The organism is Serratia sp. MMO-28 (assembly GCF_037199905.1).
Taxonomy (GTDB): domain Bacteria; phylum Pseudomonadota; class Gammaproteobacteria; order Enterobacterales; family Enterobacteriaceae; genus Chania; species Chania oryzae.
This window is the reverse complement of record NZ_JBBCVB010000033.1, coordinates 18,981-44,818: the sequence shown is the minus strand read 5'-3', so window position 1 is coordinate 44,818 and position 25,838 is coordinate 18,981. Positions and strand designations below refer to the sequence as shown.

17 protein-coding genes and 1 pseudogene are annotated in these 25,838 nt (G+C 50.8%); 1 reads left to right on the top strand and 17 read right to left on the bottom strand.

Features of this window, described 5'->3' with window-relative positions:
* Positions 1-113: 113 nt before the first annotated feature.
* From WG891_RS22820 to tssL, 13 genes are all read right to left on the bottom strand, one after another.
* Positions 114-1,031 (bottom strand): hypothetical protein, encoded by a 918-nt coding sequence (locus WG891_RS22820; protein ID WP_337264540.1) that lies wholly within the window; start codon positions 1,029-1,031, stop codon positions 114-116.
* Between the two features lie 10 nt (positions 1,032-1,041).
* Entirely contained in the window at positions 1,042-1,557 is a 516-nt protein-coding gene (gene tssJ, locus WG891_RS22815; protein WP_337264541.1) for a type VI secretion system lipoprotein TssJ, read from the bottom strand.
* A 65-nt stretch (positions 1,558-1,622) separates the two neighbouring features.
* The gene (gene tssG, locus WG891_RS22810) at positions 1,623-2,708 is read right to left on the bottom strand and encodes a type VI secretion system baseplate subunit TssG (protein WP_337264542.1); all 1,086 of its coding nucleotides are present in this window, start codon (positions 2,706-2,708) and stop codon (positions 1,623-1,625) included.
* Complete coding sequence (gene tssF, locus WG891_RS22805; RefSeq protein WP_337264543.1) at positions 2,672-4,435, bottom strand: type VI secretion system baseplate subunit TssF; 1,764 nt, start codon at positions 4,433-4,435, stop codon at positions 2,672-2,674. Before tssF ends, tssG begins: the two co-directional genes overlap by 37 nt.
* Positions 4,435-7,749 carry an ImcF-related family protein gene (locus WG891_RS22800; RefSeq protein WP_337264544.1) on the bottom strand — a complete coding sequence of 1,105 codons (3,315 nt, stop codon included), beginning with the start codon at positions 7,747-7,749 and terminating at the stop codon, positions 4,435-4,437. Before WG891_RS22800 ends, tssF begins: the two co-directional genes overlap by 1 nt.
* On the bottom strand, positions 7,746-8,888 hold the full coding sequence (locus WG891_RS22795) for a hypothetical protein (RefSeq protein WP_337264545.1): 1,143 nt from the start codon (positions 8,886-8,888) through the stop codon (positions 7,746-7,748). Before WG891_RS22795 ends, WG891_RS22800 begins: the two co-directional genes overlap by 4 nt.
* Positions 8,889-8,893: 5 nt before the next feature.
* Positions 8,894-9,163 (bottom strand): PAAR domain-containing protein, encoded by a 270-nt coding sequence (locus tag WG891_RS22790; protein WP_337264546.1) that lies wholly within the window; start codon positions 9,161-9,163, stop codon positions 8,894-8,896.
* Between the two features lie 72 nt (positions 9,164-9,235).
* Positions 9,236-9,640, bottom strand: a complete 405-nt coding sequence (locus WG891_RS22785; protein ID WP_337264547.1) for a hypothetical protein — start codon at positions 9,638-9,640, stop codon at positions 9,236-9,238.
* 517 nt (positions 9,641-10,157) lie between these two features.
* Positions 10,158-11,264, bottom strand: coding sequence for a putative type VI secretion system effector (locus WG891_RS22780; protein ID WP_337264548.1), 1,107 nt, complete (start codon positions 11,262-11,264; stop codon positions 10,158-10,160).
* A gap of 12 nt (positions 11,265-11,276) precedes the next feature.
* Complete coding sequence (locus WG891_RS22775) at positions 11,277-14,015, bottom strand: T6SS effector BTH_I2691 family protein (RefSeq protein WP_337264549.1); 2,739 nt, start codon at positions 14,013-14,015, stop codon at positions 11,277-11,279.
* Positions 14,012-15,037: a DUF4123 domain-containing protein gene (locus WG891_RS22770; RefSeq protein WP_337264550.1), complete on the bottom strand. Its 1,026-nt coding sequence runs from the start codon at positions 15,035-15,037 to the stop codon at positions 14,012-14,014. Before WG891_RS22770 ends, WG891_RS22775 begins: the two co-directional genes overlap by 4 nt.
* A gap of 10 nt (positions 15,038-15,047) precedes the next feature.
* Positions 15,048-17,429 (bottom strand): type VI secretion system Vgr family protein, encoded by a 2,382-nt coding sequence (locus tag WG891_RS22765; protein WP_337264551.1) that lies wholly within the window; start codon positions 17,427-17,429, stop codon positions 15,048-15,050.
* Positions 17,430-17,577: 148 nt separating this feature from the next.
* Positions 17,578-18,258, bottom strand: coding sequence for a type VI secretion system protein TssL, short form (gene tssL, locus WG891_RS22760; RefSeq protein WP_337264552.1), 681 nt, complete (start codon positions 18,256-18,258; stop codon positions 17,578-17,580).
* A gap of 577 nt (positions 18,259-18,835) precedes the next feature.
* Here tssL and WG891_RS27120 point away from each other — a divergent pair.
* Positions 18,836-18,946, top strand: a pseudogene (locus WG891_RS27120) (helix-turn-helix domain-containing protein); the annotation flags it as partial.
* A gap of 114 nt (positions 18,947-19,060) precedes the next feature.
* Here WG891_RS27120 and WG891_RS22750 read toward each other — a convergent pair.
* The 4 genes from WG891_RS22750 to WG891_RS22735 form a co-directional block, all read right to left on the bottom strand.
* Positions 19,061-19,804 carry a thioesterase domain-containing protein gene (locus WG891_RS22750; RefSeq protein WP_337264553.1) on the bottom strand — a complete coding sequence of 248 codons (744 nt, stop codon included), beginning with the start codon at positions 19,802-19,804 and terminating at the stop codon, positions 19,061-19,063.
* Complete coding sequence (locus tag WG891_RS22745) at positions 19,788-21,113, bottom strand: M20/M25/M40 family metallo-hydrolase (RefSeq protein ID WP_337264554.1); 1,326 nt, start codon at positions 21,111-21,113, stop codon at positions 19,788-19,790. The genes WG891_RS22750 and WG891_RS22745 overlap by 17 nt, the downstream gene beginning before the upstream one ends.
* A gap of 125 nt (positions 21,114-21,238) precedes the next feature.
* On the bottom strand, positions 21,239-23,620 hold the full coding sequence (locus tag WG891_RS22740) for a beta-ketoacyl synthase N-terminal-like domain-containing protein (protein ID WP_337264555.1): 2,382 nt from the start codon (positions 23,618-23,620) through the stop codon (positions 21,239-21,241).
* Positions 23,621-23,642: 22 nt separating this feature from the next.
* Entirely contained in the window at positions 23,643-25,832 is a 2,190-nt protein-coding gene (locus tag WG891_RS22735; RefSeq protein WP_337264556.1) for an amino acid adenylation domain-containing protein, read from the bottom strand.
* Positions 25,833-25,838: the final 6 nt, after the last annotated feature.

The window sequence follows — 25,838 nt, the reverse complement described above, 5'->3', positions numbered from 1 at the left end:
GGGACACTGCCAGGCAGAGAAGTACGTGAACTGATCAAATCAGCATAATGTATACATTTCCTGTCCAGACCACGGCACAACCTGCGTTTATCTAATTGTTTTAAAAACCTTCATCACGTTGACGGATGTTTAAGCTGCCCACGCCCATTAAAGCGAGACTTGCCCGGACGGGGTAGGCTTTCATCTGAACGCCGCTTTTTGAGCGCTTCATTGTAGCCTCGGCTTCGTTGCCACTGTGCCCATTCAACCAATCCATCCAGTCCCATGTCCGCCATCATCGCTAGAAAACTTTTGCGCCAGCGGTGCAGTGTGCCTGTGCCAATGTGATACTGCGATTGTAACTGCCACATGCTGTCGCCACTTATCATGTGGTCAACGAATGACGCCCATATTTCGGTATACAGCATTCCGGCAAGTGGCGTCCCCGTCAGGAGACTGAATCCCTTGCGGCAGGGGTTACAGAAAAACCAGGGACGATGCCGGTTACGTCCCTCACGACGGCTACTGTAGCCACACGTAGGGCAGGCGGCACGTTCGCAAGTGAGGATCGTGTTCAGCCAGGCTTGAAACTGTGCCCGCTGCGCCTCTATTTCAGGTGTCATCTCCCGGCTGATACGTTCCTGATGCGCCTGCCACCAGTCATACAACGTCGGATATTCACGTTGCATGATGCCTTTCACGATACGGTCCCGAAAACAGCAGGCGTAATCCGTGATCCCCAATTTCTGCGCGATTTTGCTCAGTGGTAGTCCACTGAAACGATACCGCACATAATCCCCCCAGAGTTCAGGGTACTGCGTGTTACTAAAGGGGGTTCCCGTCGTGCGGGTGAAGGTTTTCCGGCAACGGAAACAGGTATAGCCCGGTTTTTGCCCCGCTCTTTCTCGGACTTTAAAACTGTTGTGCTGACACCAGGGGCATTCATCTGGCTCCTTAAAAGGCGCATCCGTCAGATAGGCCAGCAGACGCTCGGCTTCATCGTACAACGTGGGGGGTAAAAAACGGCGATAGTCGTCATCCACGATACGCATCCGTCTTCTCCTATTTATCCGCAGTCAACAATCTCATCGCCGACTTCTCAAGCTCAATCACCCGCGCCTTGTCCGGGTCCAGCTCATTGCGCTTCAGGATAATCCGCCAACTGCCTTTCTGGTTATCCGGCGTGCGGAACTGGGCCACTATCGCCAAAAATTGCGCGTTTTCCTCCATGGGCATGGTCACGGAGGCATTGCTGCCAGGGCGTATCCAGACATCTTTCTCGGCCAGCAGGTCGGCTTTCAGCACATTGCTGGCGTTGCTCAGCAGCGTGGTGTAGTCCGCCTTCTCGAAGGCCTGAGGCTCTTTAAGCTGGTAGACCCACACATTGGTGGCCAGCGGGGTGCCATCGTCATCCGGGTTTAACTCGGCACGGGCCACAAAATCCAGATGCAGGGTTTTCACCTGCTTGTAGAAGATGGATTTCGCTACCGATTTGGTGCCATCGCTCACGCTTTGGGTCAGGCCGCAGCCACTGAGCAAGAGTGCGAGCAGCAGGGGGGATATCAGTCTGTTTTTCATCTTGGTGTTTTCATCAACGTCGTTTTCATCATTGTATTGTCGTGGTGTGAGTCTGAATCTGAGTGTCATTCATCAACGTGGGTCACGTCACGCTGTACCGGGTTGGGGCGCAGGCCCTCATAGGTGCCCAGCGATACCGTCAGGGTATGCGGCATGTCTGGGTCTGGATGGTCAGGTTCATGGCCGAGGACGGCAGTGTACCCTGCATACACACTGTGCTCGCCGTGCCGGGTGCTCAGGCGCGGCGCAGGCAACAGCCTGAGGGGCAGTGTCAGGGTAATATGTGCATCAAGTCGCCAGCCCAGGTACACCCGCAACAGGGTCAGTAAATCGTTATACAACGTGTGCGCCGGGGGTAGCCAACCCGCCGCCTCGGTCTTGTCCTCGGTAAACAGGTCGATTTTCACCGTGCTGTTAATGTCATGACCAACGCCGCCCATGACCGGGCGTTCCCCCAGCGCGATACCCTCGCCAAAGCGGAGTTCTGGCACCGGAATACGTCTTGGGTAGTGAGGTGTCACGGTCGCTTGGGTGTTGGGGGCCACCATGCCCACCAGCGCCTGGAGGCCTTCGGCGGTGCGTGCAGGCTGACGCATGACCCCCAACAGGGCCAGAAAGCGTGACAGTGGGGTGTCAATCTGTTCTGCCGTACCGGAAATGCCCAGCCCCACCAGCCCCAGCAGGCTTTGGGAAATCCTGTCGCTGCCACCGGGTTCAAAGGTGGCCGGGTAGCTGTGTTTGCGCCAGATGCGGTAGAACTGCGTCAGGATACGGTGGTTGAAGATATCGAGAAAATGCTCAATCGTGTCATGCCCCTCGCGGCGTTGGGCAATGTCGTCGATGTAACTGGTCGGCAGCGGTGAATCGACACCGTACAACCCCATAAAGGTGGTGCGAACGGTGGGCGCTGAGGTCGGGTTTTCATCAGGGTGAAGTTCGAACCCCTTGAACTCGCTGGCTGGAAAGCCCATCCCCGGATGGGGGCGCAGACGCACCGGGTCATTGCGCAGGGCGCTGGTGCTGCCCAGCGGCGGGTATTCCGGGTGCGTTTGCTCCAGCCACTGCAGAAAACGGTAAAAGCTGATGTAAGGCAGGCGCTCACCGATGTGGTCATTCAGCCGGGTATACGTGGTGTGTGATTCTCTTTCCATCGCAGGCAGTGTCCCGAAGGGTGCTGTATCAGGGTTAAACGGTTGAACAGGTGGATGTCGGCATAGAGTGCAAAAAAGCGGTTCAGCACACTGCCAAACAGCCAGACATCGCCTTCTCCGGCGAAGCCGTCCGTGTTCACGGTGACTTCAATATCCACGCCTCGCTGTAACCCCCCGTGTTTGAAGTACTGCAAGCGGTGGTGTTTCACCTCGGTAATCGCCTCACGTCGGCGCTGGTTATCCGGGTTATCCGTCCAGTCATACAGCGCCAGCGTGTTACGCAGTACCTCGGCGTTATCCATCATCCACAGAAAACTGCTGCCGAGCTGGCTTAACAGCTTCCAGTGAAAACGGTCACGGTTCGGTGGGTAGCAGGGCAGGCTGGGGGTACACAGGCTCTGTACGGTGACCGGGGTCTGGGTGGTGCTGACCAGGTTGTCGAACTGGAGGTCTTGCACGGTTTTACGCGGCAGCATGCCGTTGGTGCCAATCAGGCTGAGCGCCAGCGACTCTTCCGGCAAGTGGCGTTCACGCTCAAACGCTTCGCCGCCGAGGATAAGCCAGGTTTCGTTTCTGCCCGAGGGGCCACGCCGCAGGCGAGTGTGGTAGTAACGTACCGGACGCTGGTAGCGCAGCATGCCACCGTGATGCTGAAAATGACGAAACGGCGTGTACAGTGCGGCGTCTTCCAGAAACGAGGTGGCCACGCGCTCCACGGCAAAAATTTCCGTATGCGGGTCGTCGTCACGCAACGGACGCAGGGGGTATTCCGTCTGCTGTGCATTGATGCGCAACGGTTTTGCATCCAGGCGGAACAGGTTCACCACCGGCACACAGTGCAGGCGCAGGTGCTGCTCATCAAAAGGGAAATCACGCGGCCAGGGGTGGGTGAGCGGGATGTCCAGCTCAAACCAGGGCAGGGTCTCTGGCCAGTTCACCCGCTCCAGGCCTTCCAGCGCCACAAACATAAACTTCTGACGGAAGGTGAAATACGCCAGCAGATGTTGATAACCGCTGTAGTTGCTGTTCTCCACCGGCCAGAGATGCGCGGCGTCCTCAAAGCCCGTCGCACAAAACCGGCCCTCAAACGGTTGGCTGTCAATCGCTCCCGGCAGACGCAAAGACATCGGCCCGGTTCGGCGGGTGAGGTACAGGTGTAACAATGAGGCCAGCGGAGCCTCCCCGTTGAGGTAGACCGGCAGGCGCGTGAGATTGACCTGCCGCCAGTCCGCCATGGCCCCACATTCAAATCGCAGACGCATGGCATGACTGCCGTGCGGTTCGGTCAACAGGGTGGCACGGGTTAACTGCACCGGGTGAAGCATCAGGCTGTGCGCGGTACGGTAGCGACAGCGCAGGCGGTCATCCCCCACTGGACGGGAGAGCACGTCGGTATGTGCCTCAATGCGTTCACTGAGCTTCAGGGCCTGAATGTCGGGGGCGATTTCCACCACGCTCATCGAAGGCACCGGACGCAGGTAGTGCGGCCACAGCAGGCTGATGAGCCCTTCCGTCAACTCGGGGAAGTCATCGTCCAGCTTTTCACGCATTCGTCCCATCAACAAGGCAAATCCCTGGAACAGACGTTCGATGCTCTCATCGGCTGCACCGGGCGTCGTCAGGCCCATCTCGGCGGCCTGTGCCGGGTGCAGTTGGGCAAATTCATGTGCGGCATCGCGCAGGTAGCGCATTTCGGCGTCGAAATAGCGCAGGGTCAAGTCTTCCATTACGGCTCCCCGTGATTATCGGCAACAGGGTCAGCCGCAACGGGGGAGGCCTGTTCAACAAAGACCTGGGTGGGCAAGCGGAACCCTTTCATTGTCAGCAGGGCCAGTGGCCCTTGGCCCGAGTTGGTGCGCATCATGTAGTTCAGCAGATTACCGTCCGGGGCTTTCCAGGCCAGTTTGTAGGTGCTGTTATCCACCATCGTCACCTGGGCTTTATCCAGCAGGCGGATAAACCCCCAACTGCCGGGGTAGTCGGCGTAGAGACGTTCACCGGCATCGACACTGACCCAGCTCAAGGTGGTACGGGGTTTCCACTGGCTGTCTGGCCAGGTGAAATCCTGCCAGCTCTCTAACTGGTTGTGGTAATCCATCGTCTGCTGGTCGAGGATGAAATTGGTCTTCATCACATCCCGTGACGGTTTGCCCATCAACTGGAACTGTACGCCTGCATCACCGCTAGTGAAGACGACATCCGACAGTTCGCTGAGCTGGTTGAGTGTCTTGAGAAAATCCGGGTTAAAATGCAGCCCTTGTGCGGCAATTGCATCCGGTACCCAGTGACGACCTTCCTTGCGCAGTACGCCATTGAGGTTGGATTTCACAAACTGCGTGATGCGCCCGGTGTCATTACGCAGGTACTGCGCCAACAGGGGCAGGGAGGCTTCACTCTGTTTGTTTTCCGCGAACGGGTAACGGTCGTTAAAGTCGTGCTCCCAGTCGCTGACGATGGCATTCTGCCACTGGCTGTTGATGCTTTGCGCGGTAGGGGACAACACCTGTTGCCAGGCCTGGTCCATCGGTTGAACAAATACCGCCTGACCAAAGCCGCTCCACTCTTGCCCAAGACTCGCCGCCACCAGACTGCCGTAGTCACGGGTGTCGGTTACATCCACCGATTTACCCTGGAAGACCGTCTGTGCCAGCGCCTGCATCATGGCCTGTGGGTCGGCGGTATTGGTGACCTGCTGGAGCTTTAGACGCACACGGGTAACGCGGGTGAGGAAGGTCTGGAGACTCATGGCATTATTGCTGTCACTTTTGTTGTCCATCAGGGCCAGCAACGGACCGAAGGCCACATCCAGCGGGCCGCGTGGCCCGGCCTTCTGGTCGATGGCGCTACGCTGTTCACTGTGCAACAGGTTCTGTGCCGATTTCACCAGCGTATTAGAAAGGGCCTCCTGCTCCTGTCCGGCTCTCCCCTGGGTGTTCAGGGTATTCATCAGCGCCACCAGCGGGGATTGGCGCACATCGGCCAACAGGGTCAACTGGTCAATCGCATCCGACAGGGTGGCGGCTCTCTGCCAGTGCAGGCTGTTGAGGAAACTCAGCCAGGCCCCGGCGTAGTCGGTAAAATAGCGCTCGGTCAAGCGGGCTTTAAGCACCTCCGGTGAGGTGTCTGGGGTGACTGGGGTGGTGTTGTCACTAAGTACCCAGTCGATTTCATCCCGGCGCTGATTGGCCACTTTATCAATCGCCGGTTGCACTGCCTGTTCCCAGGCCTGACGGGTGAACATGCCCGGTACCACATTGTCGGTGGTGAACAGCTTTCCGGCGTCGGTATCACCGGTCATGTCATTCAGCGTCAGGTCAGCGTAGTTACGGGCTACCTGTGCCAGCATCTTCTGGTACAACGCCGCATCGGCATTGCGCATGCCAATCACCCGTAACAATCCACTGCGGGTGGCGGACACCAACGGGGCATCCGGTGCCACCTGCCACTCTGGGTGGGCAGGCAGGCTCTGTGCCATAAAGGTGAGCAGCGTCGGTCCCCGGCTCTGCCACAGACCGGGGCTGACCTGTTCACGTTGCGGCCAAATGCTCATCACGGTTGAGGCGAAAAGCGGTGCATCCATTTTTTTCGGGCGGTTCAGCATCAGATACGCTTTTAACTGGCTGTACACCTCTTTGCTTAAGGCACCACGTTGCTCGCTGTCGGCGGGCAGGCTGTTCCAGGCGGTCAGTTGGTGATGTAACTGGGCTGCTGCAGCATCACGCAACAACGGCAGGGCGCTGCGGGCATATTCCGGCCACAGGGCGGCCAGCAGAGGGTCATTCTGGCTCAGGCCAAACCGGCTGTACCAGGGAGCCCCCTGGTGTGAACGGTACTGCAACTGTTCAATACGGCGTTGCAACTCATCGAGCGCCATCAGGCGCTGCTCCACAGACTGGTGTGTGTCTCCCGCCGTTTGCGCCAGTTGCTGGCCTTCGTTGATGGCCTGGCGGTTGATATGATAAGAGAACCCCACCCCGGCACAGGTCAGGCCGAGCAGCACCAGCACTGCCTGCGTCAGGGATTTTTCCCAGGCCAACCCGACACGCTGCACACGCAGCGAAGGTAAATCCTCCAGAATGGTCTGCCAGGCATTATCCGGTAGCCAGCGTTGTTTATCCGCCCCTTCACGTACCGCCACGGGCGGGCTGAACATCACCCCGCGCAGCGCTACGGCATACGGGCCGCTGAGTAACGGCGTACACAGGGGGTTGAACTGTTCCGCCATACCGGTGCGCAGTTGCTGAGACAGGCGCAGCAGAAAATCGAAACGGGCATTACCTAATCCCTGCTGTACGCCTTGCGGGGTTAATTGTGCGGGCAATCTTTTCAACGCCTGCACCAGTTCATCCGGGGTGCAGCGTGGGGGTAACAGGCACCCCACCGGTTGCGTCTCGCGTCCGACCTGCGGCCAGTCTGTCTGTTGCACCTCCCACAGGTACAGTGGCACCTTCCAGCCCAGCATTTTATAACGTTCATTCACCTGTCGGGCCACGGTATCGCCCTGTGTCGCCTGACGCAGGGCGGCGTCATAGACCAGCACCAGGGCATCGACCGGACGGCGTTTGAGTTTACGCAACGCCAGGATACGTCCGCTGTCGGCGGCAGACGTCACGTTACCGCCCCACAGCGCCACGACACCGTTGGCTTCCAGCCACTGGCTGCCCATCAGGCCGGGGACCGCTTTTTCCACCACACCACTGTGCCCGAGCAGGACCACGAAGCGCACTTTGGTGCGCCAGAGACGCCCGTAACGGTGGTGCAGATAATCCCGCAGCTCTTGCACAAACGGCAATGCCACGTCCGCAGGCGCTTTTTGCCGGGAGGTGTCAGGAAGTTGGCTGAGCGGTTGTTGCCGATAATTGCGGTATATCGCCATCCCACCAAACAGGACTGCCATGCCGGTGGCCCACATCAGGCCTCTCAACAACGGGCTGAGCCCCCAGCGTTCACCAAAGAACAGCAGCACAGCGGCCAGTAGGATACCGAACACCATCATGAGCAGGCTGGCCCCGGAAGGGCGGGATGAAAACGGATTTCTCATGACGTACTGACTCCTGCTGATACGGTGGCCAACAACAACGCATTTTCTTGCGCAAGTACCAATCCCTGTGGGGCACGGTGGTGTTCGGCCATCATCATCATCAGGGTTATCGTAAACCACTCGGTGGCGGGGCCCGGTTTGCCCAGCCAGTGGGGAATAAACTGCTGCGTCGGTGAACCCGGATTGGCGGCAGGGTCCTGCGCACGCAGGCGCTGACAGCGTTCCACCACCAGCCGGTCTTTGGCGGTAAGGGCGGACGCATTAAACCACAGGTCAGCGGTGTTCAGGGCAATCGGCTGATAGGTGAGGAATTGCATCGCATCCTGTTCTATTGTGTCCAGTAACCCGGTCATTGGACGATGCAGACGGCAACGGTAAGGCCCGGTTTCCATTCCAGGGGCAATCAACCAGGCCACGGCACCATCAGTGGCCTGACGGTTGGCATCGTTTTCTGCCCATTGGGTGAACATCATCAGCTTGGCGTGCCCATCTGGCTCATTCAGCCAGTGAGTTACCTGTTCTGCAAAAGGGACCGCCATGGCACCGCTGATGTATCCAGTAATACGCGAGGCAGGCAGGCCCAGTTTTTCCCAAGCCACCAGGAAGGCTGTTTGGGTTGCCTCGTCACCATGATGGGGGAGATACACCGTCACCGGGGAACGGAGTGCCGTTAAAGAGGCGACAAGTGGGGCCAGCAACTCTTCAAACAGATAATTGATAGGTGGGTATTCACCCAGTGCAAAAGCCTGTTCGCCATTGACCTCAACGCGTTCTTCAACGGGGTGGGGTACGTCAACAGGGAAAATAACACTGTAATCGAGCACATCCAGGCCTGACTGTGCCCATGCCTGCCACTCGGCCCGATGCCAGTCGTTTTGCGCCGCTATCCCCTCGGCATGCTCGGCATTAACGCCGTAGCTGAACAACCGCCAGCCCGCAATGCCGATAAACAGCAGTGCGACTATTATCACCGCGCCAAAGGTGACCAGCAGCAAGCGCGGCTCTTTAAGCCAGAACCACAGACCGCAACCAATAGCCACACACAACAGGGTAAGCGAAGAAAAAAGACGCCACCATCCCGCCCACACCAGTGGGGCAGGATGGCTAACGGTATACGGTTGAGGAATGTCCCAGGCCATCGGGCTTATCCTTCAATACTGGTGGTGGGCAGACTGGAAATCACTTTGCAGCCACAGGCACACTCCGCCTGATCGAAAGCTACCTGTTTGCCGTCGGAGAGCCAGGTTGGGGCCGTGCTGACGATACGGTTAATCCCGTGGCCTTTAATCGGGCAGGTGACGATATCGTCAATCAGTGCCGCTTTTTTACCTTCAATGTCCATGGTGGAGGAGGCCGAAATCACTTCTCCACCGCTGGTCAGTTTGTCGCCTAAGCGAATAATTCCTTTTGGCATAACGGGTTATCCATTTATTTGAGCCTTACCCCAGGCGATAACCGCCTGGCGAAGGTGACGATACAGTGTGCATTATTCATTTGGAAGAGCAGGTGGACTCAGACGGCTGAGAACATCAGGTGAGATGGTCAGATCAGGGCGTACAATCCTGACCTGTCCAACAAACACATCAAGAAATTTTGTTGGAATATCCAAATATGTCGTTAAGTGATCTGCACTGACCAGGCGCTGTCCATCGAACCAAAACTGAAGACCTTCATACACATTGTGCACTTTACCATCATAGCCAAAACACTTTCCCCAACAAATATCAAACTCACCAGAATCACTAGGTGTTAAATCAGTAAAGTTAAAATACATATCAGACGTGGATAACGCTGAGTTGGGGATGTTCTGTGCTGTACGGATGTAGAATTGAGTTTCTGAAACCCATAGGGTGTATTTTAAATTATGAATAAATGCAATGATAAAATACATGATAAGTATCAAGGTGATAACTATAAACTACCCATTGGTCTCTATTCCCCTATAACGAGATTTCATCGATGAAAGAGGTTGATCTCCCAAAAGAAGAAATGAGAGAAACCAGGCAGATAACACAAAAAACGAACTGGCGAAGAAAAAACTCAGCATGATTTTTTTAAAGCTGTTCTGATGGTAAAGGTATTTGTCCATGCCCATTTTTTATTAATGAATGCTCAGGTTTTTTTAATGGTAATATGAACAATAGGGTATGAGTAAATATAGCCCCAGCCAGAACGAAGTTTTGAAAGCATCGTGAAAAACACCTCTGTATACACGGTTGGTTAAAAATGTGTTTCTTCGAGTCTCTGAGGTTTACTTTTAACTGTAAATGTCAATGAATAAATTTTTGTATTAATAACGTACCCAGGGTAACCGCATAAGTGCGTGAATTTCGACCAGACTGGTCGGTGTGCAGCCACGCGCTGCCTGCTAAGAATATTATCTCTGAATACATTCGCATAACGATTTTTTATTCCATGTTGTTTGCTTTTGGGTAATAATAAAAGTCAACATTCTCCACAGTATCGCCGCGTGGCACTGGGATTGTTTCATTCTTAGATGAGGTGCGTTCACCTTTTTTCTCCTTACTCTTTATCACTTTTATCGTATGTTTATCTAAATCAAGGTGTTTCCCATCAGGAATTTGAAGTGCAAAACAGATTTTTTCAAATAAATCGCCAGTTGCTCTGTTTTCGTTCACCGCCATGCGGTACATGCCGTATGCCATAGCTGTTGTAAGAGCAATATATGATAATATTAAATGAAGCCATTCTTGTGCATCAGGATGGCCAAAGATGGCAATGGGTACAGCGAATAATAACCAGAAAATAGCACTTATTTTTAATGATTGCTTGAAAGAAAAAGATTGGCTACCTGCATTACTTCCTGGTGTGGTAGATATGGTTCCTTGTTGAGGATTGGCAACTGCATACATTTTATACTCATCCCCATCTGGCATTACTGCCATCTCCAAATAATCACCCACCTGAATATTGGTTTTATTCAACCAACCAGAGAATACCTTACCGCCAATCCTTCCCTTAACGTAAAGGCATTTGTACTGCTTCCGTCTACCATCATTGAGTCTGGCGAGAGGTGTTGCGCCAGCAAAAAGCTGCGCCAATAACAAGAAAACAGCCCCTTTATTATCCCGCTTAAGCTTCTCTTCCGCGCGTTGTATCTCCGTGCTGTATTGACTCGCCTCAAAGTAGCCAATCACCTTTTTGAAGGAAACTTCCTCTAGGACACCACTAATTTTGAACAAGGGCTTGGTTGGCGGCAGCTCAGGGAATGGAGGGAAGCTATTTTTTTCTGCTTCTACCTGTTTAATATACTCCTGCGCTCTGACAACGCGAAGTCTCGTTTCCTCAATATATTCACGCTCATCCTTCTCCTGGGTCGGTTCTACATTTTTTAACGAGTGAACTTTATTGTCATACTCATTAATTTGTCTTTTACGATTTTCTAGATAAATTCTCAAACTACGAAAGCATCCCTCTAGTCGAGCAGGATCTTTGTACTCACTGCGCAAGCAACTGGTGTAATTATATAATTGACTGTCTGTTTCATTTTCCATGTCTGATCCCTTTCAGTATTTAAGCCTGCGACGATTGTACACATCCTGCAATGTTTTATTGTTTTTCTCTTCTGCACTCTTTTTTGCTTCATCTGACTGGGGAAGGTTGAAGACTTCCTGTATTGCTTTTTGCAATATTTCGTCCTGCTTTTGCAATAATGCTGTAACTAAGCCAGCAGTTAGAATCATGGTGTTATGATTTTTTGACTCCTGCCCGAATACCGACTGCTCACACCAGGTCTGAATATCATTATCGTGAAACGATTCATACAATACTTGCACAATGGTAATAGTTACCATCACTTGCCAGCTTGCAAGAATTCCGATAACCCGTGTTGCACCAGCACTTATAGCTTTTGAGAAAACAACACTCTCAATACTGCGTTTTCCCAACACCTCTAGTAATCCATCAACAGTGCTAATAGTAAACGCTGTATCCGATAGTAACTTGGCACCTGCCAGAATGGTGGACCATGAACCAATCCCCTTTTTTTCAAACTTACTTATCGCATCGCTGGTATCAAGAATGACTGATATCCCGGCGGCGATACTGCCTAAACTGGAACCTGCACACTTCCACAGTCTTGCCTGAGCCTCCTTTTCAATAACACTTTTATAGGCTTCCTCTATCAATCCTGCTAGCGAACTCGCGGCGAACAAAAGGGGAACACTTAACTTCATACGGTCTTCAAGTGAACCACTACTGCTTTCAGTCAGGCTTAATGCGAACACAGAGTATATTATTACACCCAGAGACTTAATACGAAATGCTTTGACACTCTCTTTATCCTCAGAAAATTTGACTAGCTCATTATATCTATTTTTATAATCCTCTAGTTTACTGCGGCTATTTCTTTCTGCATGGTTCAGTTTATTATTAATAATCCCTTGAATATTCTTCTGTGCATCAGTCGCAAAGATGCTGTTCCCTTCTGGATAAACGATGGCCTCATTCATCATTTTGGCTAATTCTACTTTTGTCACCCCGGAGTCCAGCAGGAAGACTGCTCGCAGGGCTTTACCTTGAAATGATTCGACGACGGTGCCTTTCAGCGCTTCATTGGTGATGGTAGTTAGGGTCCGGTCACCCCAACTCATTACTCGCTGCGTCAGCGATTGTGTCCCCTGGCTACTCGCAATCATGGCACTTAAGGCACGGTCGGCCGCATCGGCATAGACCGATAACTTATCCAGGATTTTCTGTGTATCACTTTTTATCTCTTCACCCATGGAAGGCTGCTTTTGTGACTTTATCTGCTGCAACAGTCCGGCAACGGAGGCCATCACCTCTGGGCAGTTGAAGAACTGATAACGCCAAACCAGATTTTTATTATCCTGAGTTGAATAGCTGTCGATCCAGGCTGTGATTTGTTTCTTACCTGACTCGGATAAATTGATGGAGGCCAGTGCATAACCTACTGCCTCGCGATAGTTAAGGTGATCCTGGGTTTCCTTGGAATGGAAATCTTCAATGCACGCAATAAAGAGCGGGTGCTTTAGCCACAGCAGTCTTAAGTCAATCAGGATTTTGTTTCTTTCACCTATCGCCTTTCCAAGCTTATGGTCGCTATCTTCAAACGCCGTTATCCAGGTTTGATTAAACTTATCAGAATATTTTTCCCAGACAGCATTGGTTGCTTTTACCTTATTGGCTGCCATGACTTCATCGTAATGCTTGCCTATTTTTTCAGGGGAGGGTTTGGTTTTTTCCAGCGGGTCCCTGTAGCGATCGGCAATATAGCCATCCATCTGCATTTGGATCTGGCGCTGCTTGTTACGCTCTCCGTTACGTTGATCAAACGATTGTTCCTCAGCCTGTTTGATCACTTTCTCCAATCCCTTCATGTTGTAATAGGTGGCATATTCGACCGCCAGTTCATCACAGTAACGCTTGTGCATCAGTGCCATATCGTCACACCAGCCAGTGAGTTCGTGGGCGATACCTATCGGATCATTCACTGCCATGATTAACGGCTTGATGGGGGTACCGTCTGGTTTGATGCCACGCGTCTGCAATGCCTTTATGGTCTCGCTGCTTTTCCCCGCTCTGGCACTACTCCATGGATACAGTGTGGCGCGTGGTCGGAGGGCATCAGCAGCAAAGCTGTAATACGGAGAGGCGTCACTGATCAGACTGATACGCGAAGGGGTACGATCATAAGGCAGTATACCTGCCGGGCAGCCTGGTCCTACAGGCAGGTAATCCAATATGGTTTTCAGATTGGCTTCCGTGGCTTGCGCAATGCCATGCTCTTCTTCCGGGGCGGTCCAGTGCCAGTATTCCACCTGCTGCATGCGTTTCTTGCGCAGTGCCGCATCGTTGCCATATAAATTAAACAGCGCCGGGTTCCATTTATACGGTGAGAAGGCGAGCCAGACCGTGCTCCTCAGCGCAATCTCATCCAGCACAATAAATTCGATGTTGGCGGATTTATGGATACCTCGGGAGCAGTCCGAGCTGTATTTCGGTTGGGCAGCAGGCGCACTGAGCTGTTTCCATAACCCGCCATCCGGGCTGATACTCCAGGCGGCCCAGGTTTTGTTCTGTTCGTAATAGACATACAGGAACCCTGCCCGCATGGCCCGTAGCGCATAGTCATAGCCCCCGGTTTTCGGGAACGGCGTTTCGGGGGTGGCCCAACCGGGCAGCTTTGGTGATATCGTTTCAGGAATAGCCGCGTAACGTACCGGTAATATGGCCGGGCCACAGGGCTGGCAACGGGTACAAATCAGGGGAGTGGGTTGGCTCATGGCAGCAGTTCCTTGCTTGGGTGGCTAACTAGGTGGTCGCATTCATCGGCAAATCGCTGCCAGTCCTGTTCGGTCAATCCGGCTATACGCTCGAGGTAACGGACCTCAGCCGGGTACGTCTCCAGCGACAGCAGGTACTGAAACTCCGGGTGTAAATCGATATGTGAGTGCCAGTACAACGCATGAAACGCAAACATGACACGTTCCTCATGCTCGGTGAGGAGGGACGAGTGCGCGATACGTTGCAGGGCCTGCTGTGCGACACTTTGCAACCGGCTTTCGTTTTGGCGTGGTATCGCTTTGGTCTGCTCACGGTATTGCTGCATCGCTTGATTCACCACCGCGATCTGTTCCAGTCGGGGTCTGTCTGTTTCTGCTATCCCCAGAGAAAAGGTCAGCAACGGCAACGCGGCAGCGGCATGCAAATGTGAGATAAGTTGCCCATCGCCGTTCAGCAGATGCCAACCGGATATCACGCCCATCAGTCGCTGTTGCTGGAAGGGGCTCAGTTGCGTCCACAATAGCGTATTGACTGCCGGGTCGAAGTAACGCAGCAGTATAGTGCCACCACCGGACAGGGTCTGAATGGCAGTGCTGCCCAGTTGCCGGGCAACCACACGGGCAGGGTGTGCGCTGGTGAGCCAACCACAGACCGTGCGCCCGGTCCCCGCGATAAGTCTTGCCGGGTCGGTTTCCTGCAACGCCTGAATGAGACTCTCTTTCAGTACGAGGACGTCATCAGGCTGGTTGAGATCCAGCGTGACCAGCCACGGGTAGTATGCCTGGGGGATTGAACCGTGCAGCAGCGGAACAGGCTCCGGCTGGCGTTCCGTCAGTGCCTGGATCCAGGGTGAACTGGCGTTCAGTTCCAGCTTCGCCGGGTCGATAAGCAGAAAGACGTTTTCCCCGCTGTGGGCCAGTTGTGCGGTCAGGGGCGCAAGCATCGCCTCGGCCTGTTGGGCAATCGCGGCGTCGGAATAGTCAAACTGCACCAGGGTGTCTGTGTGTTCGGGGGTGGTCATTTTTTGTTCCTTAACTCAGCGCTACGGTTGAGCCCTGGCCTGAAGCGGCAGCGTCAATCATTGACGCACAGTGTTCTGGCAGGGACAACGCCGCATTCTGGCTGGCAGGGCCCACTTTTTGCAGCGTCGCACATTTAATCGCTACATTACCGGGGCCACCGATTTCCACCTTGCCGTCCTTGATACGCACAAATGCGCCACCACACTCCAGCAGCAGTTCGGTTTTGGCGCTGACCGTGACCTTGCCGTCACTGCTGGCTATCGTCATGTCCTTTTTCGAGAACATATCCAGCGCATCGCTTTGTGCCTGGATCTGGATGCGGCCCGCTGCCGCAAACATCTTGATGCCCATTGCCTTGGCAAACAGGCTAAGCGTTTCGCCCACTGCGATACGCAGTTTTTTGCCAATACTGAAATCGGCATCCTCTCCGGTGGTGGCGATCAGGTTCTGGCCTGCCGACAATTGCAGGCTACCCGGTGTCACCTGGGCAATCCCTGCCGGAGCCGAGAGCAGTAGCGCCCGCTGTTGCAGGTTTTTGAGCGTCTCGTTCATCAGGCTGGCCTGCTTTTCGATGTCGGCCAACTCGGCCTTGGCCATTTCTGCCGCCGCACGCAGACCCGCCGCTTCCTGGCGGGCCGCTTCCAGTTCATCCAGCGCGGGCTGCATCTCGAGCATCGGGCCATCTGCCAGTGGCTGACCGTCTGCACTGATAAAGACACCTTTCGCCGCACGGAAGACGCCGTGGCCATCCGTGCGCAACTCGTTACCTTCGCCGCGCAGTTCACGTTTGGCGTTGACGTTGTAACCAAGATTGAGTTGAGATTTGCCCGAGTGCTCGGTGGAAATCTTGATATGCTCTTTCTGACGTTCATCAGAAAGTCGAATTTTGTTGTTGCTTGGAGTCCGCAGGACGTTACGCTTGTAGTTCTCAATCGTGACGTGGTCAGGGTGTTTGGAGTCGTGCAGCACATGGGCGATGAACGGTTTATCGGGATGGCCACCATCGAACATCACGGATATTTCGGTCCCCGCTAATAATGGCAGATGCAGACCATACGTATCCCCTGCGTAGGGTCGGGCCAGACGCAGCCACGGGCTTTCATAACCGGTTTTCCAGGTGTCCTGATCAAAATCAAACTTCACCCGGTAACGCCCCATCTTGTCGATATGGCCGTAGGTGTCGTTCGGTGTGATACTGGTGACACGGCCTGGTAACGGCACGGTGATACGTGGGCGGGCTTTCAAGGGAGGGCGATAGTCTACCCCTTCGCGGTAAGCCATGCCTTCGACTTCAAGCTGGTAGCTTGAGCTGCGTGATGCGGCAGAGCTAAACGCGGTGACCAGCATGCCATTGGCAAACGCACGGGTCGTCTCGCCGGTCAATTTAAGAACCTGGCCGGGGGCGATAAAGGTTGCGTTGCTTTTCAGGCTCAGACGGTGTTGCTGGTTCAGTTGGCGCTCATGGCGCAAACGGGCATAGAAGTGGGCGGTTTCGGCTTCACTGTCATTAGGTGTGTTTTTGTCGCCGTCAGTCAGATAACCGTCGGTATAATGATAGTCATTACCGTAGGTGGTTTTGTCATCATCATGGGTGATATCAGCCTGTGCATCCAGCGGGTGACCTGCCGTGCGGTAATTGTAGTCTTTGACGCTGACGGATTTTTCAACCACCTGATGCCGTGCCTGTAAATCCCAGGCTGATTCCAGGCTGCTGTCGTGCATACCCGCCGGATTGACCACCGGCACGTCAACATTGAACTGCCAGTTGCGGCCAGAATCGCCAAACTGCACCACTTCATGTTTGATTTCGTGGTCCATGGCAAAATTGAACCAGATACCGACTTCACTGAGCAGGCTGTCGATAAACTCAAAATCCGACTGCATGAACTGGGTGATCAACTCACGCTTGGGGTAATTACGGCTTAAACGCAAGTCGTACAACCAGCCCGGCCAGTTGTGATTTTCCCGCAGGATTTTTTCCACCACCTCCGGCACGGATTGATTCTGATAGATGGCGGTACGGCGGGTGTTATCCAACAGGGCAAAACGGGGTTGGAAAACAATACGGTAGACGGCTTCGTCACGGGAAGCCGAGAGACGGGAAAAATGGGTGACCACCCCATGCACGGTACGCTGAACTTCGGGGGCAGTGGTGCTGTGAAACGCGGTTTGCGGCAGCGTCTGCATCACAAAGGAGACATCCTTCATCAGCATCGTTGCCGGATCAATATCCTGTTCTGGGCTGGTCAGGATAAGGGTATAACGATACAGCTCGCTTAACCCTTCATGGCCCTCAAAGGACTCAACGTCCAGCGGCGCATTGCTGCCTTTGACCAGCAGATGATAACGGTTCAAGGTCAGCCCGGTGAGTACCGGTGGTAAAGTGGTCATAGTGATGTCCTTTTCAGAAAACCAACATTAACTGACCTGAAAAAGCAGCACGCTACCGCCCATCGCCGTTAACCCCGCAGGCGCATCAGGTCATCTGTGTTACCCGGTATGCCAAACCTGCGCAGCCGGATGTTGTAGAAGTCTACATTTACCCCGGCAGGGCGGATTGCAATAACTGCTGTAGCGAAAGCTGCAACCCAATGATTAACCCCACGGTCGCCATCGCGGAGAGGGCTATCCACAGCACACGGGAATGCAGCAACGTATCCCGAGCGCGTGGGCGATAATGCACAATAATGGGGGTTGGCATCGGATGTTCAAAGGCAGGCACCAATGCATTCAGTGAATCCAGCAACGTCTGGCGTTCTGGCGAATTCTCGCTGAACCGCCCATGAAAACCCAGGCTCAACACCCGCTGGTAACAGGTCAACACAGCCCTGTCAGGGGCGGGCTCGCGCAGCAGGGCCTTGATGCGTTCCACAAGCTGGTTACCTGCATCCAGAGTGGAAAAGAAACGGGCTTGAAGTGGCAATGCATGCCAGGCGAGATTGATCGTACTGTCTTTGCCGTGTATCCCCGGACTCAAGCGGGTGAGGACAGTTTCATCCAGTAAGGCGCATTGTGCGTAGGTAATAGCGTCAATATGGCGTTCTGAGGCACCCCGTTCAGTGAGTACAGCACGCACATTCTCCACCAGCGTTATCGCCTGCTGATGAGACGCGTCACTGACAAACGCAGAGGGATCATTTCTTACCCTTAACACAAACAACCATGTGTCCTGCAGCAGGGTATCGATGAGAGTAACGGGATTGTCAGCCATACTGTCCATGAATAAATCCGACCATACCAGAGTAAAACCAAGAGATTACCATGTGTGCTGAGAGGATAACATAAGCAGCGTTAACCTTAATTTCAGATAATTGACGACTGTCATTTTGAAACAGAGGGAAAAGAGAGGTAACACTGGGTATGTAGTGATGTGATGGACGCCCCTCCATAACGTAGCCGGTGCCATACTTTTACTGTGACAAAAAACGGCAATCGCAGCCTGAGAACATTAATCATTCATGGCGCACGGTCAGTGATGCGTTGTGTGAAAAAACGCGATGATAGCCTGGGTCTGTGGCTGAAAAGGCTCGAGGCCCGGCGAGGGTTCCTGAAAACCACCGTAGCGCTGGCAAATAAACTCACCCAGATCATCTGGCGCATACTGACCGATGGTGTTGATTTTAATATGAACAAGGCTTTTACTGTGAGTTAACTTAATACAGCGTTAAAGAAAACACGTTTCACTGAGTTTGCAGGTGTTAGCGCCAATGATATAAGACAGTAATTCACCATTTGGATTGTCCGCTCCACCCAACATGTTGTTTCCTTGAGGTTCTCACACCAGAAAGGACATCAGCATGCTGAGCAGAGAGGACTTTTACATGATAAAGCAAATGCGCAAGCAAGGTGCATACATTGTCGATATTGCGACTCAGGTGGGGTGTTCTGAGCGCACTGTCAGGCGGTACCCTTTACCTACTTATGACGCCGGATATATGGTCGCAAACCGTATCGAACCAGTACTTGCAACACCCGGGGCGTCAGTTCCAAGGTTTTAAACCAATCCACATTATGAAAACCGGTTAGTAAACTGATGTGGTGGGAGGGGAAATATTCTCTTTTACAAATTGAAGTGCCAATTCATTTAATTTACTCCAAAAAAGAGATTGTGGATGAAGACAAAAAAAATGTCCGTCATCAAATAAAAAAGATTCACGGAGTAAAAAAAGTTTACTCCACTGATTAACTAAGTCGATTTGAAAATTTTCAGTTTCTTGCATTAATGTTGTCGCGACATCAACGTAATGATGTCGCGGTCTGTAATAATCCATCATAGCAAGTTCATAACGTAGAGGTATGCTCATTCTGCACCTCTGGTTTTCAGCAATAATTCCAGTTTCTTCCGGTGAACCAAAGGTGTCGTTTAGATGTTTTAGCATTAAATGGCTTGGTAAATGAGAAACTCGTAGGGGATTTCTCTTTTCAGAATGAAAAAGGCTGGAGGCGCATAAAAAAAGATGTTTGATGCGTTGTTGATCGATGTCGCTAATTTTTTGTGTTACGGCTTTAGCTAGCCATGCGCCAAAACTATATCCAACAATAATGAATTTTTTTCCCTGGTTCGCAATGAGTTGACTTGCCAAGGATTGTGATAATTGCTCAATGGAGGGGATAATATTCTGGATATCAGTAGAATAACTCCATAGATCAAATTGATTATCAATAAAATGGCGATGTTTATATAACAGATCCAGCTTTGCACCTGCATAAGGAAAAAAAATCAATGCATAAATATTACCTTCTGAGCTTCTAAGCTGGCGCAACATACCCATCTCCATAGGTTGCTATATACTGATAAATGGCTTTACTACCGAGAATAAGCGTATCAGTTGCAATCCGCTCGTCTATACCGTGTATTAACTGATTGAAAACGATGCCTGGCGGCATAATCATCGGTAAAAAACCATAGGTTTGTATGCCCAGCCGGGAAAAATGCCTACCGTCTGTGACGCCCGGTAGCAGCATAGGAACAGGATGAGCATCAGGAACCATTTCCTTAAGGATCCTACATAGTGATTCATATTGACTCATCTCTGGAGAGGTTTTTTTTTCGGCCGTGATATTGAAGGTTATCTCCTCTAGTTTGACGCCACAGCGAGAGAGTTGTTTAAGCAGGATGGTCTCATCCCCTGGTTGCAGTAGCCTGATGTCACATTCGATCGTCAACGAATCAGGGATAACATTTCGTTTCAGACCCGCATGTATGATGGTTGGCGTTATCATCGTTCGTAACAAAGGTTCAAAGACGCGACGTCGGGAACCAAGAAGTTTTAGTCCTAACGGGATGGTGGTTCTATGTAGTAAAAGTCCAAGAACAAATCGTGGTATTCCTTTGAGTTTATTTCTTAACCCTTGAATCATCATTTTTACGCTGGGCGTGATAGAGTAGTTTGGCTTAAGATGATTAATTGCATCCAAAACTTTTGCAGCCCGAAATATGACATTGTTATTTGAGGGGACCGAAGCGTGTCCTCCTTCTCCGAAAAGTGTAATATCTACGGAGCAGTGGATTTTTTCTTCGACTTGGATGGGTAAAAAATGTTGTCCTGCAATATAAAAGCTAAATGCGCCAAACTCGCCGATTGCATGTTTAACACCGGTAAAAAGATCATGATGTTTATCGCATAAAAAACTTGCGCCGTATTTTCCACCAGCTTCTTCATCACTCACTATGGCTAAAATAATATCCGAGCTCCCCGGTTTTTTGTGATATTCAAGGAATGCAGCAAGCATCATAGCGACACCACCTTTCATATCAAGTGCACCTCTTCCCCACAAAAAGCCGTGCTGAATTTCTCCTGAAAAAGGTGGGTATGTCCATTTTTCATCTTCCACAGGGACTACATCTACGTGCCCGTATAAAAGCACCGGTGAAGTATTCCCGTTCCCCTTAATTCTGGCGATCAGATTTGGTCGCTGCTGGTCAAGAGCGCATATCGTACTCTTGATACCGTAGTTATTGAGTAAGTTCTGAATATAGTCTATTGCCGGTTTTTCATTACCGGGTGGGTTGATGGTTGGGATACGGATCAGATCCTGAGCTATTTTAACTACATCGATGTTAGTAGTAGACATGTTTATACAGTGGTTATCCTTGTTAGGTTGCTGGCTGCAATTTTTATTCCCCGTCCGTGGGGGTATTATCATGAGTTACAGCAAACTCGAATGATAAACATCATTGTTATTTTTTCTAACGTTCATTATAGTGCAACATCATAATTTGATGAACGGGTCTCAACAGGGATATCAACCCAGTGACGATGTTTCTCAAAACTATAGGTCGGTAACGAAATCCTTTTACGAGGACTTTCGTAATACCATTTTTTCAAATCAATATTAAATCCGTTTAACCACAATTTTGCTGCAAGTTCCAAGATGGCTTTTTCCGGATTAAGGTAGTAATCTTCTAGGCCTATCTCAAAGGTATATGCATTATTGGAAGAAACTACAGTATATGGGGCTTTATTATACAGATAAGTATCTGGGTTATTATTCGGATATTCACTGGTCATGATTTGGTAAATCTGCGCTGCTGTTAATTTCTCCCCAGTACAAATCGTTTTTTCAAGAGCAGAAGAGTAAAAATCACGCGGGGATATTTTAATCTCAGAATGTTTCAACCACTCCAGTACTTTATCCTGACTATCTATGCCACCATAAAAATGAATGATTCGGAATAGTTCAACTATATCCTTCACATCGAGGATGTTGTTTAATAACAATAATGTTGCCGGGCTGGTATTGTGAATATCTGTAACGACTATACCGCTATCGATGATATATTGAGCGAGGCATGCATCATTAAATAGCACTAGGAGTTCAGGTAAATAACCATCCAGTTTTGTCGACGACTCATTAGCATGAAGTGCGACATGTAGTTCTGGTACTTGAGTAATATAGTCGTCCAATTTTTTTCGTAGAACACTATTATTTTTATAAAATGCTACGAGTTTTGTTACTGAAGTATTGTCGCGAACCAGCACTAAATTTAGACCTTGTGTCGCAATTTCCACTAGCTGATGAGACGTGGAAAAATCACTCATCTTCCCGTCTGGCCCGACAATCGCATAACTTCTCAGTCTAAGCTGCTGGCGGCCCTGGTTTAATGTAAATGCGACATCCCCTGGATGCGCGGTCTTGTTGTGAATAAAGTTCAGCAATTTCTGCTGGTTTTCCTTTAGGCTTCTCGAAGAGTGAGCTGAAAGCATCAATAAATGATATTGGTGGTGATCTTCGGCACTCTTACTCTCCGGGGCTTGCTCAAGAATAGCGTGAGCATTTGTTCCGCCGACACCATAAATATTTACTGCAGCGCGTCTGGGACCATTACGGTGTGGCCATGGCATTAATCGATCGCAAACGAAGAACGGTGAGCGTGAAAAATCAATACCAGGATTAGGCGTACTATAGTTAATTGATGGTGGAACCTGTCCTTCTTTTAGGGCCGCTACGGTTTTACATATTGCCCCCATTCCTGCTGTAACATTCATATGGCCAATATTACTCTTTACTGATCCTAATGGGATAGACTGTGGCTTGAGTTGATAGCGGCTGTAAGCGGCAGTTAACCCGGCGACTTCTATTGGATCACCAAAGAGGGTGCCAGAGCCATTAGCTTCTAGCATACCAATGCTCTCTACAGGGATTTGCGAAAGTTCGAGTGCAACGGATGAAACATGCTCGATACCTTCTGCACTTGGCATTCTGAACAATGCTTTGCGATTCCCGTCATTATTGATTGCTGTAGCGCGGATTACTGCATGGATATTATCGTTATCCCGTAATGCATCGGTCAGACGCTTCAGTAATATAACGCCAACTCCAGAGCTGTAAACGGTTCCGCCGCCATTGGCATCGAACGATCTGACATGGCCATCAGGTGAAATAATACTATCAGGCTCATATAAATAGCCTTTCACTTGCGGTGAGTAGATGGTAACCGCACCCGCCAGCGCCATATCGCTTTCTCTAGCTAGCAGGCTTTCACTAGCTAAATGGATTGCGGAGAGAGAGGTGGAACATGCTGTTTGTACTGTCATACTGGGACCGGTCAATCCCAGTAGCCAGGATGTTTGGGTGCTCAGAAAATCTTTATCGGTCATCACCAGATATTCAATTGAGTTGAATCGGTGTGAGAGACTCCGATCGGCATGGCGTAGGTTATTAAGAACATAAGTATTAATTGCGCAACCTGCATACAAACCAATTGCACCAGGATAGCGATGAGGATCATATCCCCCATCCTCCAACGCTTCCCAACATTTTTGTATAAAAACTCGATGTTGCGGATCCATTAATATCGCACGCTCAGGTTCGATATTAAACAGTTCATGGTCGAAGTATTCTACATCTGTTAAAACCCCCTTTGATTTAATATAATTTTTGGCGTACAAGCGATCCGAACGTACGCCAGCTGCCAGAAGTTCTTCATCAGAAAAATGCTGAATGGTTTCTGTTCCATTTGCTAGCACCGACCAAAGAGCAGAAAAATCCTTTACCCCAGGGAATTGACATGCAATACCAATAATCGCAATGGCATTATCATCATTGATACTTTCATTTACCACATTATCCTGTTTCATTGATTATCCTTTTAAGCGTAAACTATCTTCTTTGCCCACGACGTTGGCGGGCCTGAAGACGACGGTTGGCTGTTTCAGATGTATTCATATCTGGCACGGAGTGGTTCTCTTGCCTCGTCATCTTTTCTTCAAGTAAACGACCAAGCTGTTCCGGTGTAGCGTAACGGAAAAGATCGGCGACTTGTATGTTTGTCCCAAATTCGTTATTGATGCGAGTTTGTAGCTTAATAATTTCGAGAGAGGTTCCACCGAGATCGAAGAAATTCGCTTTTATATCCGGTTTGGGGATCGCGATGATCTCAGCAAAGGTTTGGCAAATAAAACTTTGATACCAGTTCTGTGAGTGCGAAGAGCGATTTGTCATTGTGGGGGCTGGCAAGGGCAGAGCTTTGCGATCAATTTTACCATTTGGTGTCAATGGAAATTGCTGCAAGATAATGAATTGTGTTGGGACCATGTAATCAGGAAGTTTGCTGCGAAGTACCTGTCGAAGAACGTCAACATCCGGCTGTGTATTATCAGAGGTGGTAAGATAAGCCACTAACCGCTTTCCTTTTTTGCCTTGCTGGATAGCAATCACTAAGGCATTCTTCACATTGGGAAGCAGCATGAGTTGATGCTCAACTTCTCCGGGTTCAATTCGATACCCATTGATTTTTAATTGGAAATCTTTACGGCCAAGGAATTCAATTTCAGCGCAGGGTAACCAGCGGCCAAGATCTCCGGTGCGGTATAATCGCTCGCTGGTAACGGGATGTGTAATGAAAGCTTGTGCGGTCAGTGTGGGATTTTGCCAGTATCCCATGGCAACCCCCGCACCACCAATCCAGATTTCGCCGGTGGTAAGACAGGGGCATGGTTCCATGTTTTCGCTAAGAATATACATAGTCTGATTTGCCAGTGGGCGACCATAAGGAATGCTGACCTCATACTTGCGTTCTTCAATCAGGTGATAGTTCGACCAAATCGCCGCTTCTGTCGCGCCGCCCAGCGAAACTAGAGTACAATCAGACGTTATCTGCCGGATTTGTGCAGGAAGATCAACTGGAATCCAGTCCCCACTGAGCATAATAAGGCGCAGTGAGGCAGGTAACCGCAGATGGTTATCAAAGCAATATTGCATCAGCATTCGCATCAACGCAGGGGCGCTGTTCCAGATAGTGACCTGATATTTTTCCAGTAACGTTAGCCAATGAGCAGGATCGCGTAGGTGTGCGGGATCGGGTAAAACCAGAGTACCGCCTTTTGCCAAGACGCCGAAAATGTCATAAACGGAAAGATCAAAGTTCAGTGATGAAATACCAAAAACAACATCTTTCTCATCAACACTGAAAAGATCGTTAATTTCGTAAATTGTATTGGCTGCGGCTGCATGCGTTATCGCCACACCTTTGGGCTCCCCGGTCGAGCCTGAGGTGAAAATGATATAAGCAAGATCGTAAAGAGAAGACTGGGTTGATGAGGATTCAGAGAACAAATAAGATAAATCGCTACCGGAGGTCACTGTGACACGAACATTTTGCTCATGACAAATAGCGGCAAGTCCGTGGGATTGAGCGAACGCGAACTCACAGGTAGTGAGTGAGAGAATTTTTGCTATACGTTCTGTTCCCTGGTGAATATCTATAGGAACATAGCTGCAACCTTTCAGATGACAGGCTATGCACGCTGCAATTTGATCACCGGATTTGTCCAGCAGGATAGCGACAGGGCTGCCGGAACCAAGCGTATCAGGAATCTGGCGTGTAAAGGTGTAAACCCGCTCCTGAAGCTGTTGCCAGGTCAACATATAACCGTTTGCACTAACGATCGCAGGAGCATCCGGTTGCCTGAACCACTGTAAGGTAAGTGGAGATGATAGTGTCTCAAGGGCAAATGTTTTGCGGTAGCTATTAGCCTGACTTTGCATCTCCTGATCGGTATCACTTAGCCCGATATGTAATGAGGATTCAGAGAATCCTTGTGTGAGTTGCCCCAGTTTTTTGGTAAAACAAGTAAACATCTGGTCAATGGTTTCTGGATTAAACAGATCTTCCAGAACATCCCAATAGAGAAGTAAATTTCCCTTCTGGTCTTCTTCACATTGACAATCCAGCCAGACTTGAGGCGTTCTTGAAATACCATAGATTTTATTGCCCAGCCAGTCAGGGAGATCTTCAGACGAGTGGCGAATTCCCAGCTTACTGGTAAATACCACAGGGAAAAGATGCATCCCATC

Excerpts from the sequence above, each read along its gene's own strand:
- WG891_RS22775 (WP_337264549.1), bottom strand. The coding sequence starts at position 14,015 with ATGAGCCAACCCACTCCCCTGATTTGTACCCGTTGCCAGCCCTGTGGC.
- WG891_RS22765 (WP_337264551.1), bottom strand. The coding sequence starts at position 17,429 with ATGACCACTTTACCACCGGTACTCACCGGGCTGACCTTGAACCGTTAT.
- tssL (WP_337264552.1), bottom strand. The coding sequence starts at position 18,258 with ATGGACAGTATGGCTGACAATCCCGTTACTCTCATCGATACCCTGCTG.
- WG891_RS22750 (WP_337264553.1), bottom strand. The coding sequence starts at position 19,804 with ATGTTGCGCCAGCTTAGAAGCTCAGAAGGTAATATTTATGCATTGATT.
- WG891_RS22745 (WP_337264554.1), bottom strand. The coding sequence starts at position 21,113 with ATGTCTACTACTAACATCGATGTAGTTAAAATAGCTCAGGATCTGATC.
- tssF (WP_337264543.1), bottom strand. The coding sequence starts at position 4,435 with ATGGAAGACTTGACCCTGCGCTATTTCGACGCCGAAATGCGCTACCTG.
- WG891_RS22735 (WP_337264556.1), bottom strand. The coding sequence starts at position 25,832 with ATGCATCTTTTCCCTGTGGTATTTACCAGTAAGCTGGGAATTCGCCAC.
- WG891_RS22740 (WP_337264555.1), bottom strand. The coding sequence starts at position 23,620 with ATGAAACAGGATAATGTGGTAAATGAAAGTATCAATGATGATAATGCC.
- WG891_RS22820 (WP_337264540.1), bottom strand. The coding sequence starts at position 1,031 with ATGCGTATCGTGGATGACGACTATCGCCGTTTTTTACCCCCCACGTTG.
- WG891_RS22770 (WP_337264550.1), bottom strand. The coding sequence starts at position 15,037 with ATGACCACCCCCGAACACACAGACACCCTGGTGCAGTTTGACTATTCC.
- WG891_RS22790 (WP_337264546.1), bottom strand. The coding sequence starts at position 9,163 with ATGCCAAAAGGAATTATTCGCTTAGGCGACAAACTGACCAGCGGTGGA.
- WG891_RS22800 (WP_337264544.1), bottom strand. The coding sequence starts at position 7,749 with ATGAGAAATCCGTTTTCATCCCGCCCTTCCGGGGCCAGCCTGCTCATG.
- WG891_RS22795 (WP_337264545.1), bottom strand. The coding sequence starts at position 8,888 with ATGGCCTGGGACATTCCTCAACCGTATACCGTTAGCCATCCTGCCCCA.
- tssG (WP_337264542.1), bottom strand. The coding sequence starts at position 2,708 with ATGGAAAGAGAATCACACACCACGTATACCCGGCTGAATGACCACATC.
- WG891_RS22780 (WP_337264548.1), bottom strand. The coding sequence starts at position 11,264 with ATGGAAAATGAAACAGACAGTCAATTATATAATTACACCAGTTGCTTG.
- WG891_RS22785 (WP_337264547.1), bottom strand. The coding sequence starts at position 9,640 with ATGTATTTTATCATTGCATTTATTCATAATTTAAAATACACCCTATGG.
- tssJ (WP_337264541.1), bottom strand. The coding sequence starts at position 1,557 with ATGAAAAACAGACTGATATCCCCCCTGCTGCTCGCACTCTTGCTCAGT.